At 54.3% G+C, this 21,177-nt stretch carries 15 protein-coding genes; 8 read left to right on the top strand and 7 right to left on the bottom strand.

What is annotated here, in order from left to right:
• Positions 1 to 53: 53 nt before the first annotated feature.
• Positions 54 to 716, top strand: a complete 663-nt coding sequence (gene can, locus UR289_RS12795) for a carbonate dehydratase (protein WP_008501947.1) — start codon at positions 54 to 56, stop codon at positions 714 to 716.
• A 61-nt stretch (positions 717 to 777) separates the two neighbouring features.
• Here can and hpt read toward each other — a convergent pair whose 3' ends face one another.
• A complete protein-coding gene (hpt, locus tag UR289_RS12790; RefSeq protein WP_008501948.1) occupies positions 778 to 1,314 on the bottom strand; it encodes a hypoxanthine phosphoribosyltransferase in 537 nt (178 codons plus the stop codon).
• Positions 1,315 to 1,522: 208 nt separating this feature from the next.
• On the opposite strand from hpt, the gene UR289_RS12785 reads away from it, so the two are divergent.
• Positions 1,523 to 3,913 carry a glucose/quinate/shikimate family membrane-bound PQQ-dependent dehydrogenase gene (locus UR289_RS12785; protein WP_033144652.1) on the top strand — a complete coding sequence of 797 codons (2,391 nt, stop codon included), beginning with the start codon at positions 1,523 to 1,525 and terminating at the stop codon, positions 3,911 to 3,913.
• Positions 3,914 to 4,019: 106 nt separating this feature from the next.
• Here the strand turns inward: UR289_RS12785 and cueO are convergent, their stop codons facing one another.
• Positions 4,020 to 5,588 (bottom strand): multicopper oxidase CueO, encoded by a 1,569-nt coding sequence (gene cueO / locus UR289_RS12780; protein ID WP_087823371.1) that lies wholly within the window; start codon positions 5,586 to 5,588, stop codon positions 4,020 to 4,022.
• A gap of 145 nt (positions 5,589 to 5,733) precedes the next feature.
• Between cueO and UR289_RS12775 the strand changes: the two genes are divergently transcribed.
• From UR289_RS12775 to speD, 3 genes are all read left to right on the top strand, one after another.
• The gene (locus tag UR289_RS12775) at positions 5,734 to 6,081 is read left to right on the top strand and encodes a YacC family pilotin-like protein (RefSeq protein WP_014882582.1); all 348 of its coding nucleotides are present in this window, start codon (positions 5,734 to 5,736) and stop codon (positions 6,079 to 6,081) included.
• 115 nt (positions 6,082 to 6,196) lie between these two features.
• Entirely contained in the window at positions 6,197 to 7,066 is an 870-nt protein-coding gene (gene speE / locus UR289_RS12770) for a polyamine aminopropyltransferase (protein WP_023310424.1), read from the top strand.
• Positions 7,067 to 7,861, top strand: coding sequence for an adenosylmethionine decarboxylase (gene speD, locus UR289_RS12765; RefSeq protein ID WP_032649781.1), 795 nt, complete (start codon positions 7,067 to 7,069; stop codon positions 7,859 to 7,861).
• Between the two features lie 31 nt (positions 7,862 to 7,892).
• Here the strand turns inward: speD and yacL are convergent, their stop codons facing one another.
• Positions 7,893 to 8,255 carry a protein YacL gene (gene yacL, locus UR289_RS12760; protein ID WP_023310423.1) on the bottom strand — a complete coding sequence of 121 codons (363 nt, stop codon included), beginning with the start codon at positions 8,253 to 8,255 and terminating at the stop codon, positions 7,893 to 7,895.
• A 362-nt stretch (positions 8,256 to 8,617) separates the two neighbouring features.
• Between yacL and UR289_RS12755 the strand changes: the two genes are divergently transcribed.
• Complete coding sequence (locus UR289_RS12755; RefSeq protein ID WP_320710322.1) at positions 8,618 to 9,466, top strand: HNH endonuclease; 849 nt, start codon at positions 8,618 to 8,620, stop codon at positions 9,464 to 9,466.
• A gap of 58 nt (positions 9,467 to 9,524) precedes the next feature.
• Here the strand turns inward: UR289_RS12755 and acnB are convergent, their stop codons facing one another.
• A complete protein-coding gene (gene acnB / locus UR289_RS12750; protein WP_320710319.1) occupies positions 9,525 to 12,122 on the bottom strand; it encodes a bifunctional aconitate hydratase 2/2-methylisocitrate dehydratase in 2,598 nt (865 codons plus the stop codon).
• A 399-nt stretch (positions 12,123 to 12,521) separates the two neighbouring features.
• Here acnB and UR289_RS12745 point away from each other — a divergent pair, with 399 nt between their 5' ends.
• Complete coding sequence (locus UR289_RS12745) at positions 12,522 to 14,078, top strand: DUF3300 domain-containing protein (protein WP_320710317.1); 1,557 nt, start codon at positions 12,522 to 12,524, stop codon at positions 14,076 to 14,078.
• A 10-nt stretch (positions 14,079 to 14,088) separates the two neighbouring features.
• Positions 14,089 to 14,880: a DUF2950 family protein gene (locus tag UR289_RS12740; protein WP_047651672.1), complete on the top strand. Its 792-nt coding sequence runs from the start codon at positions 14,089 to 14,091 to the stop codon at positions 14,878 to 14,880.
• Between the two features lie 53 nt (positions 14,881 to 14,933).
• Here the strand turns inward: UR289_RS12740 and lpdA are convergent, their stop codons facing one another.
• The 3 genes from lpdA to aceE form a co-directional block, all read right to left on the bottom strand.
• Complete coding sequence (lpdA, locus tag UR289_RS12735) at positions 14,934 to 16,358, bottom strand: dihydrolipoyl dehydrogenase (RefSeq protein WP_003856313.1); 1,425 nt, start codon at positions 16,356 to 16,358, stop codon at positions 14,934 to 14,936.
• Between the two features lie 175 nt (positions 16,359 to 16,533).
• Positions 16,534 to 18,429: a pyruvate dehydrogenase complex dihydrolipoyllysine-residue acetyltransferase gene (gene aceF / locus UR289_RS12730; RefSeq protein ID WP_039260787.1), complete on the bottom strand. Its 1,896-nt coding sequence runs from the start codon at positions 18,427 to 18,429 to the stop codon at positions 16,534 to 16,536.
• 14 nt (positions 18,430 to 18,443) lie between these two features.
• A complete protein-coding gene (gene aceE / locus UR289_RS12725) occupies positions 18,444 to 21,107 on the bottom strand; it encodes a pyruvate dehydrogenase (acetyl-transferring), homodimeric type (protein ID WP_023310418.1) in 2,664 nt (887 codons plus the stop codon).
• Positions 21,108 to 21,177 lie beyond the last annotated feature (70 nt).

Here is a 21,177-nt window from a genome sequence, read left to right as displayed (position 1 = left end):
GGTTACCCTATAGTAGCGCAACGCAATAACTCGGTTACAGGTCGCTAACCTCCATGAACAACATAGATACACTCATCAGCAACAATGCACTATGGTCAAAAATGCTGGTGGAGGAAGACCCCGGATTTTTTGGAAAACTCGCGCAGGCTCAGAACCCACGCTTTCTCTGGATTGGATGTTCCGACAGCCGCGTACCGGCGGAGCGCCTGACCGGCCTTGAACCCGGCGAACTGTTTGTTCACCGCAATGTCGCCAATCTCGTGATTCACACCGATCTCAACTGTCTTTCTGTTGTTCAGTATGCCGTGGACGTTCTGCAAGTCGAGCACATCATCATTTGCGGCCATTATGGCTGCGGCGGCGTGCAGGCGGCGGTTGAAAACACGGAACTGGGGCTCATTGATAACTGGCTACTGCACATCCGCGATATCTGGTTCAAACATAGCTCACTGCTGGGCGAAATGCCGCAGGAGCGTCGTATGGATACCCTTTGCGAACTCAACGTGATGGAGCAGGTGTATAACCTGGGCCACTCAACGATCATGCAATCAGCGTGGAAACGCGGGCAGAAGGTCTCTATCCACGGCTGGGCGTACGGGATTCACGATGGCCTGCTGCGCAATCTGGAAGTGACCGCCACCAACCGCGAAACGCTGGAGCAGCGTTACCGTTCGGGGATTGCCAACCTTCAGCTTAAGCATGTAAATCATAAATAAAGCCGGGGATTTTCTCCCTCTCCCTGTGGGAGAGGGCCGGGGTGAAGGCATCAGCCCTCGATTACTCGTCCAGCAGTACCACTTTCCCCACATACGGCAGATGACGATAGCGCTGCGCGTAGTCAATGCCGTAACCGACGACGAATTCGTCCGGAATCGAGAAGCCCACGAACTCTACCGGCACCTGCACTTCACGACGGTCGGGTTTATCCAGCAGCGTACAAATCGCCAGAGATTTTGGCTCGCGCAGGCTCAGGATCTCGCGCACTTTTGACAGCGTGTTGCCGGAGTCGATGATGTCCTCAACGATCAACACATCTTTGCCACGAATATCTTCATCCAGATCTTTCAGGATTTTCACATCACGGGTAGTGGACATGCCGCTGCCGTAGCTGGAGGCGGTCATAAAATCGACCTCATGGGGCACATGCACCTCACGGCACAGGTCTGCCATGAACATGAAAGAGCCGCGCAACAGACCGACCAGCACCATTTCGCTGCCGCTGTCCTTGTAATGTTCGGTGATTTGACGACCCAGTTCGGCGATACGCGCTTTGATCTCGGCTTCCGGGATCATCACTTCAACAGTATGTTTCATATTACTAACCAAATGATTTTAGTGAAAATCTCTCAATACGGATGAGTTAATATCCAGCACTGATACGCAAGCCAGCCATTATATCAGCAAATGGATAAGCCTGGCGTATGAGTTATAAAAAGCAAATATTGTGATTCCGATCACACTTGTTAATACCTATAATTAGTTGCTAGCAAATTATTAACAAAAACTGACGAGTACACTTTCTATGGCTGAAACAAACTCTAAACAGCCGCGTCTACTGGTGACATTAACAGCCGCATTCGCAGCCTTCTGCGCGCTGTATCTGTTAATCGGTGGCGTCTGGCTGGTCGCTTTAGGCGGCTCCTGGTACTACCCGATTGCGGGTCTGGTTATGGTTGGCGTAACCGTCCTGCTGTTGCGTAGAAAACAATCTGCACTGTGGCTGTATGCCGCCCTCCTCCTTGCCACCATGATCTGGGGCGTCTGGGAAGTTGGTTTTGACTTCTGGGCACTGACGCCGCGCAGCGACATCCTGGTCTTCTTCGGTATCTGGCTGATCCTGCCGTTCGTCTGGCGTCGCCTGATTGTGCCTTCCAGCGGCGCGGTGGCGGGCCTGGTTGTTGCCCTGCTGATTACCGGCGGCATTCTGACCTGGGCCGGCTTTAATGACCCGCAGGAGATCAACGGTACGCTGAACGCAGAATCCACGCCTGCTGCGGCTATCTCGCAGGTCGCTGACGGCGACTGGCCAGCGTATGGTCGTAACCAGGAAGGTCAACGTTACTCCCCGCTGAAGCAGATCAACGCGGACAACGTTAAAAACCTGAAGGAAGCCTGGGTATTCCGTACCGGCGACCTGAAGATGCCGAACGATCCGGGCGAGCTGACCAACGAAGTCACGCCGATTAAAGTCGGCAATATGCTCTACCTGTGTACGGCGCACCAGCGTCTGTTCGCGCTCGACGCGGCCACCGGTAAAGAGAAATGGCACTTCGATCCGCAGCTGAATTCCAACCCGTCCTTCCAGCACGTCACCTGCCGCGGCGTCTCTTACCACGAAGCGCGCGCCGATAATGCGAGCCCGGAAGTCATTGCTGACTGTCCTCGCCGCATCATGCTGCCGGTGAACGATGGCCGTCTGTTCGCCATCAATGCCGAAACGGGCAAGCTGTGTGAAACCTTTGCCAACAAAGGTATCCTGAACCTGCAGACCAACATGCCGGACACCACGCCGGGTCTGTATGAGCCAACCTCACCGCCAATCATCACCGATAAAACCATCGTGATTGCCGGTTCGGTAACGGATAACTTCTCCACGCGTGAAACCTCCGGCGTAATCCGTGGTTTCGACGTGAACACCGGTAAACTGCTGTGGGCCTTCGACCCGGGCGCGAAAGATCCAAACGCGATCCCGTCGGACGAGCACACCTTTACCTTTAACTCGCCAAACTCCTGGGCACCCGCGGCGTATGACGCGAAGCTGGACCTGGTCTATCTGCCAATGGGTGTGACCACGCCAGATATCTGGGGCGGTAACCGCACGCCGGAGCAGGAGCGTTATGCGAGCGCTATCGTGGCGCTGAACGCGACCACCGGTAAGCTGGCATGGAGCTACCAGACCGTTCACCACGATCTGTGGGATATGGATATGCCGTCCCAGCCGACGCTGGCGGACATTACCGTTGATGGCAAAACCGTTCCGGTGATTTACGCGCCGGCCAAGACGGGCAACATCTTCGTGCTGGATCGCAGCAACGGTAAGCTGGTTGTGCCAGCACCGGAAAAACCGGTTCCGCAGGGCGCGGCGAAAGGCGATTACGTCAGCAAAACCCAGCCGTTCTCTGACCTGAGCTTCCGTCCGAAGAAAGACCTCAGCGGTGCGGACATGTGGGGCGCCACCATGTTTGACCAGCTGGTGTGCCGCGTGATGTTCCACCAGCTGCGCTATGAAGGCATCTTCACGCCGCCGTCTGAGCAGGGCACGCTGGTCTTCCCGGGTAACCTGGGGATGTTCGAGTGGGGCGGGATCTCCGTTGACCCTAACCGTCAGGTGGCAATTGCCAACCCGATGGCGCTGCCGTTCGTTTCCCGCCTGATCCCACGCGGTCCGGGCAACCCAATGGAGCAACCGAAAGACGCGAAAGGCAGCGGTACCGAAGCCGGCATTCAGCCGCAGTACGGCGTACCGTTTGGCGTAACGCTGAACCCGTTCCTGTCGCCGTTTGGTCTGCCGTGTAAACAGCCTGCCTGGGGTTATATCTCCGGTCTGGATCTGAAAACCAACCAGATCGTATGGAAAAAACGTATTGGTACGCCACAGGACAGCATGCCGTTCCCGATGCCGGTTCCGGTGCCGTTCAATATGGGTATGCCAATGCTGGGTGGCCCAATTTCCACCGCCGGTAACGTGCTGTTCATCGCGGCAACCGCAGATAACTACCTGCGCGCGTACAACATGACCAACGGTGAAAAACTGTGGCAGGGCCGTCTGCCGGCGGGTGGACAGGCCACGCCGATGACCTATGAAGTGAATGGCAAGCAGTACGTTGTCATCTCAGCGGGTGGTCACGGTTCGTTTGGCACGAAGATGGGCGACTATATCGTCGCGTATGCGTTGCCTGACGAAGGCAAATAAAAGCAAAACGGCAACTTCGGTTGCCGTTTTTGTGTTTGTTCCCTCTCCCCGTGGGAGAGGGTCAGTGTGAGGGCATCAGGCCGCACCTGCGACCACCCGGATTTTTTTATACCGTGAACCCCAGCATCATCCCCGTATCCTCATGCTCCAGCAGGTGGCAGTGCGCCATATAGGCAAACTCCTTCGGCGCGTCGTGGTCAAACTTCACAAGGACCTCGCTGACGCCGCCCTCCACTCTCACCGTATCTTTCCAGCCCGCGCGATGCGCATCCGGCGCTTTGCCGTTCTCTGTGAGAATGCGGAACTGGGTGCCGTGGATATGGAACGGGTGCAGCATCATGTCCCCTTCGCCTGAAATCACCCAGCGCTCAAGCTGACCCTTTGTCGCAGCAAACATCGGCGTGTTCATGTCGAACGCTTTGCCGTTGATCATGTTGGCGTTGTGGAAATCAAAGCCATGGTCGCCGTGATTCATATTCCCCATGCCGCCCATTTTGCCGTGGTCCATATTCATGTGGCCCATCATCTGGCCGTGCTGCATCCCCGCCATCGCCTTATCGCCATATTTCGCCATCAGCGCCTGCATGCCCATCATATCGAGCATCGGGTTCATGGAGAGCTGCAGCTTGCGCTGCGTAAGCCCCTCCAGCGACGGGAGGGCTGGCAGGGTGGTTAACGTATCAGGCAGCGTGCCGGATGCGGCCACCAGCAATGGCTGAATACGCAGCACCGGATGCGGCTTATCAAACGGTGCGACCGCCATCCCCATCTGGCTCACCGGCAGGGTTACGAGGTCAAACGGCTTGCCGTCGCTGATATCCACCAGCACCTCAAAGCGTTCGCCCATGAGCATCGGCAGCTCGCTCACCTTCACCGGCTCCGGCAGCAGGCCGCCGTCGCTGGCGACCACATACAGCGGGCGTTTATCGCTGGCGGCAAAATTGAGCGAGCGCGCGTTACAGCCGTTGAGCAGGCGCAGGCGCAGCCAGCCTTTCGGCGCGGCGTGCTGAGGGTAAATGGCGCCGTTGGTCAGCAGCGTGTCGCCAAACCAGCCTACCGCCGCGCTCATCACGTCCAGCTGGTAGTCAATTTGCCCGTCAGCGTTGAATTTCTTGTCCTGCACAATCACCGGTACGTCGTCGATGCCCCACTGTTTCGGCAGGCGCAGCAGGCGGCTTTCGTCGTCTTCAATCAGCACCAGCCCCGCCAGCCCCATCGCCACCTGATGGCCCGTTTTGCCATGCTGATGCGGATGGAACCAGCAGGTCGCCGCGCGCTGATCGGGCGTAAAGGTCACGCTGCGCGTACCGCCCGCTTTGATGATGCCCTGCGGCCCGCCGTCCACTTCGCCCGGCACTTCAAGCCCGTGCCAGTGCAGCGTCGTCTCTTCGACGAGCGTGTTGTGGATATCCACCGTCACCGCTTTCCCTTTACGTAGCTGAAGCGCCGGACCGAGCAAATTGCCGTTATAGCCCCACGTCGTGGCGTTGTGCTCGCCGAACGTCGTTTTACCGGCCTGAACCACAAGCTGGATACGGCTGCGGGCGTCAGCGGTCAGTAAGTCAGGAATGGGTAAGGCAGGCCTGTCGGCCGCTAAAACCGCGCGGCTCCAGAGAGGTAATGCGCTGGCAGCCCCCAGCACAGCGGAATATTTTAAAAAATCACGACGTTGCATGTTCATTTCCTTATTTCCAGCAGGCGATCTTTTGAGCATAAACCCTCCCCTTACCGGAAGGTCAAGTAAAGCGGCAATAATAAAGATCGTCGCACCGGCATCAAGTATGCTAACGTTAATTTTCCGTGAAGAAGTGGTAGAAGCAATGAAGACGTTTTTCAGGACAATTTTGTTCGGAAGCCTGATGGCAATGTGTGCGAACAGCTATGCGCTAAGTGAAAATGAAGCGGAAGATATGGCCGATTTAACGGCGGTTTTTGTATTCCTGAAAAATGATTGTGGCTACCAGAATTTACCCAACGGGCAGATTCGCCGCGCGCTGGTCTTTTTTGCCCAGCAAAACCAGTGGGATCTCAGCAACTACGACAGCTTCGACATGAAGGCGCTCGGCGAAGACAGCTACCGTGACTTGAGCGGTATTGGTATTCCCACTGCCAAAAAATGTAAAGCGCTGGCTCGCGACTCACTCAGCCTGCTCGCCTACGTCAAATAACCTTCCCGACGCCCCCTGTTGAACCTATAGCCGTGCAACCACGGTTATAGTTAGCTATCATGTTTCGCTCATTTTTTGTGAGCGTAACGGATGTTAACAAAGGAGGAGTCCGCGTATGGCCGACCACACGTTGTGGCATGAAACACTGCATGACCAGTTTGGTCAGTACTTTGCCGTTGATAACGTGCTCTATCATGAGAAAACCGATCACCAGGATCTCATCATCTTCGAAAACGCCGCCTTTGGCCGCGTGATGGCGCTGGACGGCGTCGTGCAAACGACCGAGCGCGACGAGTTTATCTATCACGAAATGATGACCCACGTTCCGCTGCTGGCGCACGGACACGCGAAGCATGTCCTGATTATCGGCGGCGGCGACGGCGCAATGCTGCGTGAAGTGTCCCGCCATCGTTCCATTGAAACCATCACCATGGTGGAAATCGATGCGGGCGTCGTCTCTTTCTGCCGCCAGTATCTGCCCAACCACAATGCCGGTAGCTATGACGATCCGCGCTTTAGCCTGGTGATTGACGACGGCGTTAACTTTGTTAACCAGACCTCGCAGACCTTTGACGTCATTATCTCCGACTGCACCGACCCAATCGGCCCCGGCGCGTCGCTGTTTACCTCCTCCTTCTACGAAGGCTGCAAGCGCTGCCTGAACCCGGGCGGGATCTTCGTCGCACAAAATGGCGTCTGCTTCCTGCAGCAGGATGAAGCGCTCGACAGCCATCGTAAGCTCAGCACCTATTTCGATGACGTCAGCTTCTATCAGGCCGCTATTCCGACGTACTACGGCGGGATCATGACCTTTGCCTGGGCGACCGATAACGACGTATTACGCCATCTCTCCACCGAAATTATTCAGGCCCGCTTCCATCAGGCCGGTCTTCAGTGCCGATACTACAATCCGGCTATCCATACCGCAGCGTTTGCTCTGCCGCAGTACCTGCAAGACGCATTATCCACTAAGGGGGTGAGCTAATTGAAAAAGCTTAAACTGCATGGCTTTAACAACCTGACGAAAAGCCTGAGTTTTTGTATTTACGATATCTGCTATGCCAAAACAGCGGAAGAACGCGATGGTTACATCGCCTATATCGACGAACTCTACAACGCCAACCGTCTGACCGAGATCCTGTCAGAAACCTGTTCCATTATTGGCGCAAACATCCTGAACATCGCCCGACAGGATTATGAACCTCAGGGCGCCAGCGTGACTATTCTGGTCAGCGAAGAGCCGGTCGACCCGAAGCTTATCGACAAAACTGAACATCCGGGCCCGCTGCCGGAAGTGGTCGTGGCCCACCTGGATAAAAGCCATATCTGCGTGCACACCTACCCGGAGAGTCACCCGGAAGGCGGGCTGTGCACGTTCCGCGCCGATATTGAAGTGTCGACCTGCGGCGTGATTTCACCGCTGAACGCGCTGAACTATTTAATCCACCAGCTGGAATCGGACATCGTCACCATTGACTATCGCGTGCGTGGTTTTACCCGCGATATCAACGGCATGAAGCATTTCATCGACCACGAAATCAACTCCATCCAGAACTTTATGTCCGAGGACATGAAATCGCTGTACGACATGATGGACGTGAACGTGTATCAGGAAAATATCTTCCATACCAAGATGTTACTTAAGGAATTCGACCTTAAGCACTATATGTTCCACACGAAGCCGGAAGATTTGAGCGAAGAAGAGCGTAAGGCGATTACTGACCTGCTCTGGAAAGAGATGCGCGAGATTTACTACGGCCGCAATATTCCGGCCGTGTAAGAGCAAGCCGGAGCAGGGATGCTCCGGGCTGTTATTTCTGTTTCATAAAGTCGCGGTAGGCATTTACCACCTGAAGGAAATCCTCTACGCCGCACATCGACAGGCTTTCTTCGTCATAGTAGCTCATCCCCTCTTCCATCTCGTCACCTGAAAACTCGAGCTGGTTGGCACGCACCATGACCTCTTCACCGTCCATCCACAGCGTATATTCATGCCCGGCGCGCTGCCAGGATCGTTCACTGCCTTTCACCGTATTTGCCGCCTGTTCAACCTCATCAAGAAGTGCGAGATTTTCTTTCACCTCTTCGTTAAACCAGTGTCCAACGGCTTCGTGGCCCATCGACATACGCACTTTCACCACTCCGGTGATGTCGCGCAGAAATTCGTAATCCATAGTGTTTTCCTCTGCAAAGCCATTACGGTAATTATCGCAGCAGCGAGGAAGAAAAAAAGCGTGATTCACAAAAAAAAGAAAAATATCTTACGTCCTAAATCGAACTAAAAAAAGCAATTAATAGTAATCATATACTTGCAGTAAATTCCTAAAGAATCAAAAAATTAGCTAACCCTTATTTTAGAATGAAACTTATTAACACCTAACTTCTCTCATAACTTTTGCCAAACGCAATTTTATCAATCATTCAAAATGTATTTTCGAAACCCAAGATTTGACGAAAATACAAAACAAAAATATAATAACAATTAACCACTCAAAAAAATCATTTTTTAATTTGTTATCTACAACAAGGAAAAAACATGCCTATAACACTAGAATTAAAAAAGCCCTCACAGCTATTAGAATTGGCACCTAATACAATAATCACAAAAAGAAATCTTTTTGATCTCATACAGTTTTCCAAACAAACTGAGTCTAAATATTTTGAAGAAGATGAATGGAAGATTAACAATACTCCGCAGCAAGGAATAAATTGGATTGGAAATAATCCTGAATTAAAAGCAGTAATTATCAAAACCAGAAAGGGAAGCTATGCTGAAGATGGATGGCAGGATAATGAGAAATCTGTTTTTAGCTATTCATTTAAATCTCATAAAAGCATCATCAATTACAATGACAAAGCCAACAAATCTCTTATTAATCAACCTACAGGCGGATATCCTATTCTTCTCTTCATCGAAAAATCGAGTAATTGGATCTTTGAAGGATTTTTTACGATAGTGCAAATGGATAAAACATCTGTAGTATTAAAGCGGATAAAAACCTTACTCGAATTAACAAAAAACAATGATATTGAACCAATTACCCCAACAAAAAAAAACAAAAGTTATATGGAAGGTGAAAGAAAATTCGTCACACATCTACTGGCAGAACGTAACATACAAGTAATTAAAGATTTAAAAAAAGAAATTCCTTGGGTATGCGATATATGCAATTTAGAATTCATACATTCTTATTCTAAAAAATATATAGAAGCGCATCATAAAAAACCTTTACACACATATAAAAATTCACACACTGTTACAACTGATGATTTTGTTTTGCTCTGCCCAAATTGCCATAAAGCAGTTCATATCTTATTACGCGAAGATAACTTAGAGTATGATTGCGCTAAAAATAAAATTTTATCCTTCTTGAAAAATGCTTAAGATATGCTCTTTATTCAGTAATAAAAAAGGGGAGGCAATACGCCTCCCCTTGACTATTTTATACCGCCGTCTGGAAGATAACCCCGTCGGCCTTCTCGGTGTACTGAGAAAGCTGGTCGAAGTTCAGATAGCGATAGGTATCCACCGCGGTCTTATCCACCTGAGCCACAAAGATCTGGTACTCTTCCGGCGTTGGCAGTTTGCCAATCAGCGCCGCAACCGCCGCCAGCTCCGCAGAGGCCAGGAAGACGTTCGCACCGGTACCTAAACGGTTCGGGAAGTTACGGGTAGAGGTGGAAACCACCGTCGCACCGTCGGCTACGCGCGCCTGGTTGCCCATACACAGGGAACAGCCAGGGATTTCGATACGCGCCCCGCTCTTACCAAACACGCTGTAGTAGCCCTCTTCGGTCAGCTGAGCCGCGTCCATACGGGTTGGCGGCGCTACCCACAGACGGGTTGGCAGCTGGCCTTTGTGGGTATCCAGCAGCTTACCGGCAGCACGGAAGTGACCGATGTTGGTCATACAGGATCCGATGAACACTTCGTCGATCTTCTCGCCCTGAACCTCAGACAGCGGACGCGCGTCGTCCGGATCGTTCGGCGCACACAGGATTGGCTCTTTGATATCCGCCAGATCGATGTCGATCACCGCCGCGTACTCTGCGTCAGCATCGGCTTCCAGCAGCTGCGGATCGGCCAGCCATTTTTCCATGCCCTGGATACGACGCTCCAGCGTACGACGGTCGCCGTAGCCTTCTGCAATCATCCACTTCAGCAGCACGATGTTGGAGGTCAGATACTCGATAATCGGCTCTTTGTTCAGCTTGATGGTACAGCCAGCCGCAGAGCGCTCGGCGGAAGCATCGGTCAGCTCGAACGCCTGCTCCACTTTCAGATCCGGCAGACCTTCAATTTCCAGAATGCGGCCAGAGAAGATGTTTTTCTTCCCTTTCTTCTCAACGGTCAGCAGACCCTGTTTAATCGCATACAGCGGAATCGCGTGAACCAGGTCGCGCAGGGTAATACCCGGCTGCATTTTACCTTTGAAGCGCACCAGCACCGATTCCGGCATATCCAGCGGCATCACGCCGGTCGCAGCAGCAAACGCCACCAGACCGGAGCCCGCAGGGAAGGAGATACCGATTGGGAAACGGGTATGGGAGTCACCGCCGGTACCGACGGTATCCGGCAGCAGCATGCGGTTCAGCCAGGAGTGGATTACGCCGTCACCCGGACGCAGGGAAACGCCGCCGCGGTTCATGATGAAGTCTGGCAGCGTGTGGTGCGTGGTCACGTCAACCGGCTTCGGATAGGCCGCCGTGTGGCAGAAGGACTGCATCACCAGATCAGAAGAGAAGCCCAGGCACGCCAGGTCTTTCAGTTCGTCACGGGTCATTGGGCCAGTGGTGTCCTGAGAGCCCACGGAGGTCATCTTAGGCTCGCAGTACGCGCCAGGACGAATACCGGCTACGCCGCACGCGCGCCCCACCATTTTCTGCGCCAGCGAATAACCGCGGTTGCTTTCAGCAACGTCTTTCGCCTGACGGAACACGTCTGAGTGCGGCAGCCCCAGCGCTTCGCGCGCTTTGGTGGTCAGGCCACGGCCGATGATCAGCGGGATACGGCCACCGGCGCGCACTTCGTCGATCAGCACGTCGGTTTTCAGCTCGAAGCTTGCCAGCAGCTCGTTGGTCTCGTGGTTGCGTACTTCGCCTTTGTACGGGTAAACGTCAATCACGTCGCCCATGTTCAGGTTAGAAACGTCCACTTCGATCGGCAGTGCGCCCGCATCTTCCATGGTGTTGAAGAAGATTGGCGCAATTTTGCCGCCGAGGCACAGGCCGCCGCCGCGCTTGTTCGGCACGTGCGGAATGTCGTCGCCCATGAACCACAGCACGGAGTTGGTTGCGGACTTACGGGAAGAACCGGTACCCACAACGTCACCCACATAGGCCAGCGGGAACCCTTTTTTCTGCAGGGCTTCGATCTGTTTGATCGGCCCGACGCTGCCCGGCTGATCCGGCTCAATACCTTCACGGGCGTTTTTCAGCATCGCCAGGGCGTGCAGAGGGATATCCGGGCGAGACCACGCGTCCGGCGCCGGAGAGAGGTCATCGGTGTTGGTTTCACCGGTCACTTTAAAGACGGTAACGGTGATTTTTTCAGCCAGCGCTGGGCGGTTCAGGAACCATTCGGCATCAGCCCAGGACTGCATCACCTGCTTCGCATAGACGTTGCCCGCTTTGGCTTTTTCTTCCACATCGTAGAAGTTATCAAACATCAGCAGCGTGGAAGAGAGCGCTTTAGCGGCAATCGGTGCCAGCTTGTCGTTATCCAGCGCGTCAATCAGCGGATGAATGTTGTAACCACCCTGCATGGTGCCGAGCAGTTCAATGGCTTTTTCAGGAGTAACCAGTGGGGAGGTGGCTTCGCCTTTGGCGATAGCAGCAAGGAATCCGGCTTTTACGTAGGCAGCTTCATCTACGCCAGGCGGTACGCGGTTGATCAGCAGATCTAACAGGAATTCTTCTTCGCCCTTAGGCGGGTTCTTCAGCAGCTCGACGAGCGCGGCCATTTGGGTTGCATCTAAAGGTTTGGGTACAATTCCCTCGGCGGCACGTTCTGCTACGTGCTTACGGTATTCTTCTAGCACGACGGTTCTCCTCGCTCTCATTGTCATATGCGGCGGGCGTTCTCTTCACGCTCCTGTGAGACAGCAGTTTGTAGGGTAAATGCCCGATACCGCGTCGGGCAGCATAGCAGGATTTCTGCACAGTGTTAATCCGTTTACAAAAAAGCAACATTAAAAAATTTGCTGAATCGTTAAGCATGGTGTAGCGAGGATTCAGGGCATCTTTTTGCGGTATCTTCTGCACCGTGACGCTTCAGTTTTTTCTTCATCAGATATAATTGTGTAATAAATACTCACACTCTTTATCCGGACGTCCCGGACGCTTCCCAATAAAAGTCAAAACAGTAAAAGGCGGGTGAATAATACTCACGCCAACCGTAACGCCTCACGGCACAGCGCTTGTCTCGTTGGAGTCATTTTATGAAGTTGCCCTTTAAGCCACATCTGCTCGTCCTTTTGTGCAGTGCCGGGCTGTTTGCCGCCTCGGGCGTCATGTTTGTCAAAGGCCGCGTCACGGAGCCCGCCGCGCCGGCCCCCGTCGCACAACAACCGGCTGCACCTGCGCCTGCCGCAGCCCAGCCCGCACCGGTTGTCGCGCCAGCCTACACTGCCGCGCAAATCGATCAATGGGTTGCTCCCATCGCGCTCTACCCGGATGCTCTGCTGTCGCAAATTTTAATGGCGTCGACCTATCCGGCCAACGTGATCCAGGCGGCGCAGTGGTCCAAAGACAACCCTAAAATGGAAGGGGACGTCGCGATTCAGGCCGTTGCCAGCCAGCCCTGGGATCCCAGCGTAAAATCGCTGGTCGCGTTTCCTCAGCTTATGTCCCTGATGGGTGAAAACCCGCCGTGGGTACAAAATCTGGGTGATGCGTTTCTCGCGCAGCCGAAGGACATGATGGATTCCGTTCAGCGCCTGCGCGCGCTGGCCCAGAAGACCGGCGCTTTACAATCCACGCCCCAGCAGACGGTCACCACCGTGACAAAACCGGCGCCAGCGAAAACCAGCGCCACCGAGGCAACAACAACCACGACGTCCGCGCCCGCCCCAACGGTAATCAAAATTGAATCTGCCGATCCGCAGGTTGTTTACGTCCCGACCTATAACCCCAATACGGTTTACGGGACCTGGCCAAACGCCGCCTATCCGCCCACCTATCTCCCGCCTACACCCGGGGAGCAGTTTGGCAACAGCTTCGTAAACGGTTTAGGCTTCAGCCTGGGCGTCGCCACAACCTATGCCATCTTCAGCAACATCGACTGGGATGATGACGATGACTGGGATCATCACCATGGCAACTGGGATAATCACGGCGGCTATAACCGCAACGGCGATAACAATATCAATATCAACGTTGAGAACTTCAATAAAATCAGCGGACAGCGTCTGACGGACGCCAACCGCACCTGGCAGCACAACCCGGCCTATCGGGAAGGCGTGCCCTATCCGACTAACCAGCTCAACACTCGCTTCCACTCCACCAACGCGGCGACAGGGCTCAGTTCAACGCAGCAAAAACCGGTTAACCGCGATAGCCAGCGTCAGGCCGCGCTAAGCCAGATGGAGAAATCCACGGGCAAAACCTTCCCCCAAAAGGCGCGCACCGGAACGAAAGACGTGCAGCGTCAGGCCTCAGGTGAACAGCTGAAGCAGATTTCGCAGCGCAATAACTACCGCGGCTACGACACTAAACCGCAGACGGCGAAGCGGAGCACCGCGCAGCAGCGAGAAAACCGCCAGACCACCGCGCAGAGACAAGAGAAGCGGGCTTCGCAGCCCGCGCAGCAACGCACGCTCCAGCAGCGAAGCAGCCAGCCGCGGGCCAATGCGCTGAGCGGTAACGACAGCCGCTCGGCGAACTGGCAGGCGCAGCAGCAGCGCGGTGCGCAAAGCCGGCAGCTCGCGGCGCGCCAGCAGCAGCCACGTCAGGCGTCTGGTGGACGTGCTGAACGCCGTGAAATTCGACATCGCTAAGGGAACCGACATGAAAAGTAAACTACTCAGCGGAATGGTGTTATTCATGCTTTCGGCCCCGGTGATGGCGCAGCAGTCTTTTAGCACGCCCGCTCAGGCAACCGATGCGCTGACCAAAGCCATCAGTGAGCAAAATGAGAGCGCGATGACCAACCTGCTTGGAGAGAACTGGCGCGATTTTCTCCCGCCTGAAGGCGTTGATCCGGATGCTGTCGATCGCTTCCTGCGCGACTGGAACGTCCGTCATACCACGGTTGTCGAAGGGGATACGGCGCATCTGGTTGTCGGAGACAGCGGCTGGCAGCTTCCCATCCCGGTGATCAAAACCTCTGCAGGCTGGCAGTTCGACATCAAAGAAGGCGCTGAAGAGATCCTGACCCGCGAAATCGGGCGTAACGAACTCGCCGCCATTGAAGCCTTACATGCCTATGTTGATGCGCAGCAAAGCTATTTTGCGATGAACCAGAAATATGCGCAGAAGATTGTCAGCTCGAAAGGCAAAAAAGACGGTTTGTACTGGCCAGCCTCGCCCGGCGAAGCGCCCAGCCCGCTCGGCCCGGCATTTAGCCCGAAAGAGCCGGGTACCGGCTATCACGGCTATCGCTTCCGCATCCTGCCGGACAATCACGGTTTCGCGATGGTGGCCTGGCCGGTCAGCTATGGTCAGACGGGCGTAATGAGCTTTGTGATAAACCAGGACGACAAGGTGTATCAGTCCGATCTCGGCAGCGATTCAGAGCAGAAAGCCCGGGCGCTAGCCGCCTATAGCCCTGATAAAACCTGGCAGCCTGTGGCCCCCTGAACGCAGCGCATAAAAAAAGCGGCCATTGGCCGCTTTTTTTCATCTGAAGAAACTTATTTCTTCTTCGCTTTCGCGTTTGGCAGGTCGGTGATGCTGCCTTCAAACACTTCTGCCGCCAGGCCCACGGACTCGTGCAGAGTCGGGTGAGCGTGGATGGTCAGCGCGATGTCTTCAGCGTCACAGCCCATTTCGATAGCCAGACCGATTTCACCCAGCAGCTCGCCGCCGTTGGTACCGACAATCGCACCACCGATGACGCGGTGAGTCTCTTTGTCGAAGATCAGTTTGGTCATACCGTCAGCGCAGTCGGAAGCGATAGCACGGCCAGAAGCAGCCCACGGGAAGGTGGCGGTTTCGTAGCTGATGCCTTTCTCTTTCGCTTCTTTCTCGGTCAGACCGACCCATGCAACTTCTGGCTCGGTGTACGCGATAGATGGAATAACTTTCGGATCGAAGTAGTGCTTCATGCCGGCGATAACTTCAGCGGCAACGTGACCTTCGTGAACACCTTTGTGCGCCAGCATTGGCTGACCGACGATATCGCCGATAGCAAAGATGTGCGGCACGTTAGTGCGCAGCTGCTTGTCAACGCGGATAAAGCCACGGTCGTCCACTTCCACGCCAGCTTTGCCCGCGTCGAGGTTTTTACCGTTCGGCACACGGCCGATAGCCACCAGCACGGCGTCGTAACGCTGTGGTTCGGATGGGGCTTTTTTGCCTTCCATGGAAACGTAAATACCGTCTTCTTTCGCTTCAACGGCAGTCACTTTGGTTTCCAGCATCAGGTTGAATTTCTTGCTGATGCGTTTGGTGAAGACTTTAACGATGTCTTTGTCGGCAGCCGGGATAACCTGGTCGAACATTTCAACCACGTCGATCTCTGAACCCAGCGCATGGTACACGGTACCCATTTCCAGACCGATGATACCGCCGCCCATGACCAGCAGACGCTTAGGAACGGTTTTCAGCTCCAGCGCATCGGTAGAATCCCACACGCGTGGATCTTCATGCGGAATGAATGGCAGTTCGATTGGGCGAGAGCCTGCCGCGATGATCGCGTTGTCGAAGTTGATCACGGTTTTGCCGTTTTCGCCTTCCACTTCCAGGGTGTTCGCACCGGTGAATTTACCCAGACCGTTTACCACTTTCACTTTACGGCCTTTGGCCATACCCGCCAGACCGCCGGTCAGCTGAGTGATAACTTTCTCTTTCCAGGTACGAATTTTGTCGATATCGGTTTTCGGCTCGCCGAAGACGATACCGTGTTCAGCCAGCGCTTTGGCTTCTTCGATAACTTTCGCTACGTGCAGCAGCGCTTTAGAAGGGATACAGCCGACGTTCAGACAAACACCGCCGAGGGTGCTGTAACGTTCTACGATGACGGTTTCCAGACCTAAATCCGCTGCACGGAATGCTGCGGAGTAACCTGCCGGGCCTGCCCCAAGTACTACGACCTGAGTTTTGATTTCTGTGCTCATCATGACCTCTTAATTTATACCCGTCGTCCACCGGGTCGTTCTATCCGCCCGCAGTTTACAAAATTGTTAACAATTTTGAAACAACAAACGGCTCACGAATTGTCGCTTTCGCCAATAACCTCACAAACACCATGAGATTATCAGAAAAAAGCCGGCCGACTGGCCGGCTTTTCGATTACATCACCAGGCGGCGAATGTCGCTCAGCATGTTGTTGATGATGGTGATGAAGCGCGCACCATCAGCACCGTCGATCACGCGGTGGTCGAAGGACAGAGAGATTGGCATCATCAGACGCGGCACGAACTCTTTGCCATTCCACACCGGCTCCATCGCGGACTTGGACACACCGAGGATAGCCACTTCCGGCGCGTTAACAATCGGCGCGAAGTGGGTGGTACCCAGGCCGCCGATGCTGGAGATAGTGAAGCAGCCGCCCTGCATTTCGCCGGCAGTCAGCTTACCATCACGCGCTTTCTTGGAGATCACGGTCAGTTCACGGGACAGCTCAGTGATGCTCTTCTTGTTCACGTCTTTGAAGACCGGAACAACCAGACCATTTGGCGTATCAACCGCAACACCGATGTTGATGTATTTCTTCAGCGTCAGCTTCTGGCCGTCTTCGGACAGGGAGCTGTTGAAGCGTGGCATCTGCTCAAGGGCAGCGGCAACGGCTTTCATGATGAAGACTACTGGGGTGAATTTCACGTCCAGTTTGCGCTTCTCAGCTTCAGCGTTCTGCTGTTTACGGAACGCTTCCAGATCGGTGATATCGGTTTTGTCGAAGTGCGTAACGTGCGGGATCATCACCCAGTTACGGCTCAGGTTAGCACCAGAGATTTTCTGGATGCGGCCCAGCTCCACTTCTTCGATTTCGCCGAACTTGCTGAAGTCCACTTTCGGCCATGGCAGCATGCCCGGGATACCGCCGCCAGCGGCTGCAGCAGGTGCAGCTTCGGCGCGTTTCACCGCGTCTTTCACGTAGGTCTGAACGTCTTCGCGCAGGATACGACCCTTACGGCCGGTTCCTTTCACTTTCGCCAGGTTCACACCGAACTCGCGCGCCAGGCGACGAATCAGCGGGGTCGCGTGGACGTAAGCGTCGTTTTCAGCGAACTCAGATTTTTCTGCTTTAGCAGCAGGGGCAGCGGCTGGTTTAGCAGCCTGAGCCGGTGCAGCAGCCGGGGCAGGAGCAGCCGCGGCAGCCGGAGCTGCGGCAGGCGCAGCGCCTTCCACTTCGAAGACCATGATCAGAGAGCCGGTAGACACTTTGTCGCCGGTGCTGATCTTAATCTCTTTAACGGTACCCGCGAACGGCGCTGGCACTTCCATAGAAGCTTTGTCGCCTTCAACGGTGATCAGTGACTGTTCAGCGGCAACTTTGTCGCCCACTTTCACCATCACTTCGGTCACTTCAACTTCGTCACCGCCGATGTCCGGTACGTTAACGTCTTTCGCGCCGCCAGCAGCTGCTGGTGCAGCAGCCGGAGCCGGAGCAGCGGCCTGCGCAGGCGCGGCGGCAGGTGCAGCACCCGCCACTTCGAAGACCATGATCAGGGAGCCGGTAGACACTTTGTCGCCGGTGTTGATCTTGATCTCTTTAACGGTACCCGCGAACGGAGCCGGCACTTCCATAGAGGCTTTGTCGCCTTCTACGGTGATCAGTGACTGCTCAGCCGCAACGGTGTCGCCCACTTTCACCAGGATTTCAGTGACTTCAACTTCGTCACCGCCGATGTCAGGCACGTTCACTTCTTTCGCGCTCGCGGCAGCTGCTGGAGCAGCGGCGGCCGGAGCGGCTTTCTTCTCTTCCTGCGCAGGTGCAGCAGCTGCTGCACCGTCGGCGGAATCGAAAATCATGATCAGTTTGCCAGTCTCGGTTTTATCGCCAACAGAGACTTTGATCTCTTTAACGATGCCAGCCTGAGGAGACGGGACTTCCATAGAGGCTTTGTCGCCTTCTACGGTGATCAGCGACTGTTCAGCTTCAACTTTGTCGCCTACTTTGACCAGGATCTCGGTGATTTCAACTTCATCAGCCCCGATGTCCGGTACATTGATTTCGATAGCCATTATTCTTTTACCTCTTACGCCAGACGCGGGTTAACTTTTTCTGCATCGATGTTGAATTTGGTGATTGCGTCCGCAACCACTTTCTTATCGATTTCGCCACGTTTAGCCAGTTCGCCCAGTGCTGCTACAACCACGTAAGAAGCATCAACTTCGAAGTGGTGACGCAGGTTTTCGCGGCTGTCAGAACGACCGAAGCCGTCAGTACCCAGAACGCGATAATCATCAGCTGGAACGTAAGTACGAACCTGCTCAGCGAACAGTTTCATATAGTCAGTAGACGCCACCGCTGGCGCGTCGTTCATCACCTGAGCGATGTACGGAACGCGTGGAGTTTCCAGTGGGTGCAGCATGTTCCAGCGCTCACAATCCTGGCCATCACGCGCCAGTTCAGTGAAGGAGGTCACAGAGTACACGTCGGAACCCACGCCGTAGTCTTTCGCCAGGATCTGCGCTGCTTCACGTACGTGACGCAGGATAGAGCCGGAGCCCAGCAGCTGAACTTTACCTTTGCTACCTTCGATGGTTTCGAGTTTGTAGATACCTTTACGGATACCTTCCTCGGCACCTGCTGGCATTGCCGGCATGTGGTAGTTTTCGTTCAGGGTGGTGATGTAGTAGTAAATGTTCTCTTGCGCTTCACCGTACATGCGCTGCAGACCGTCATGCATGATGACTGCCACTTCGTACGCGTAAGACGGGTCGTAAGAGATACAGTTAGGGATAGTCAGAGACTGAATGTGGCTGTGGCCATCTTCGTGCTGCAGACCTTCACCGTTCAGAGTCGTACGACCGGACGTACCGCCTACCAGGAAGCCGCGAGCCTGCTGGTCGCCTGCCTGCCAGCACAGGTCACCGATACGCTGGAACCCGAACATGGAGTAGTAGATGTAGAACGGGATCATCGGCAGGTTGTTGGTGCTGTAAGAAGTCGCAGCAGCCAGCCAGGATGCGCCTGCGCCCAGCTCGTTGATACCTTCCTGCAGGATCTGACCTTTCTCGTCTTCTTTGTAGTATGCAACCTGCTCACGGTCCTGCGGGGTGTACTGCTGGCCGTTCGGGCTGTAGATACCGATCTGACGGAACAGACCTTCCATACCGAAAGTACGCGCTTCGTCGGCGATGATTGGAACCAGACGATCTTTGATCGATTTGTTCTTCAGCATCACGTTCAGGGCACGAACGAAAGCGATAGTGGTAGAGATCTCTTTGTTCTGCTCTTCCAGCAGCTGAGAGAAGTCTTCCAGCGCTGGCAGTTCCAGCTTCTCGGTGAAGTTAGGCTGACGAGCTGGCAGGTAGCCTTTCAGCGCCTGACGACGTTCGTGCAGGTACTTGTGCTCTTCAGAACCTTCCGGGAAGGTGATGTAAGACAGGTTTTCTACCTGCTCATCGGTCACTGGAACGTTGAAACGGTCGCGGATATAACGCACGCCGTCCATGTTCATTTTCTTAACCTGGTGAGCGATGTTTTTACCTTCTGCGGTATCACCCATGCCGTAACCTTTGATGGTATGGGCCAGGATTACAGTCGCTTTACCTTTGGTTTCGCGCGCTTTTTTCAGTGCAGCGTAGACTTTCTTCGGATCGTGACCACCGCGGTTCAGAGCCCAGATCTGCTCATCAGTCCAGTCTGCAACCAGTGCTGCGGTTTCAGGATATTTGCCGAAGAAGTGCTCACGCACGTAGGCACCGTCTTTGGATTTGAAGGTCTGGTAGTCACCGTCAACGGTTTCGTTCATCAGCTGGATCAGCTTACCGCTGGTGTCTTTACGCAGCAGCTCATCCCAACGACCGCCCCACATGACCTTGATCACGTTCCAGCCAGCACCTGCGAAGATGCCTTCCAGTTCGTTGATGATCTTGCCGTTACCGGTTACCGGACCATCCAGACGCTGCAGGTTACAGTTGATGATGAAGCACAGGTTGTCCAGCTTCTCACGGGTTGCGATGGTGATCGCACCTTTGGATTCTGGCTCATCCATTTCGCCGTCGCCCAGGAAGGCGTAAACGGTCTGCTCAGAAGTGTCTTTCAGACCACGGTGTTCCAGGTATTTCAGGAATTTAGCCTGATAGATCGCACCGATTGGGCCCAGACCCATAGATACGGTCGGGAACTGCCAGAATTCAGGCATCAGTTTAGGGTGCGGGTAAGAAGACAGACCTTTACCGTGTACTTCCTGACGGAAGTTGTTCATCTGCTCTTCAGTCAGACGACCTTCCAGGAATGCACGTGCATAGATGCCCGGAGAGATGTGGCCCTGGAAGTACACCAGATCGCCGCCGTCTTTCTCGTTCGCTGCACGGAAGAAGTGGTTGAAGCACACTTCGTAAACGGTCGCAGAAGACTGGAAGGACGCCATGTGGCCACCCAGTTCCAGGTCTTTCTTGGATGCGCGCAGAACGGTCATGATGGCGTTCCAGCGGATTGCAGAACGGATACGACGTTCCAGATCCAGATTGCCCGGGTATTCCGGTTCGTCTTCGACGGCAATCGTGTTTACGTAGTTGCTAGCCCCTGCACCTGAAGCAACCTTCACACCGCCTTTGCGGGCTTCAGAAAGCAGCTGATCAATCAGATACTGAGCGCGCTCAACACCTTCTTCACGGATGACCGATTCGATCGCCTGTAGCCAGTCGCGAGTTTCGATCGGATCCACGTCATTTTGGAGACGTTCTGACATGGGGGTATTCCTTATCTATCTAATACGTTGATTTGTCTGGAACCTGTCCCATTGTGCTCTTTGTTCTTAA

The organism is Enterobacter sp. 302C9, assembly GCF_034106085.1.
GTDB lineage: Bacteria > Pseudomonadota > Gammaproteobacteria > Enterobacterales > Enterobacteriaceae > Enterobacter > Enterobacter asburiae_B.
The sequence above is the reverse complement of the archived record's forward strand: the minus strand, read 5'-3'. Positions and strand labels throughout refer to the sequence as shown.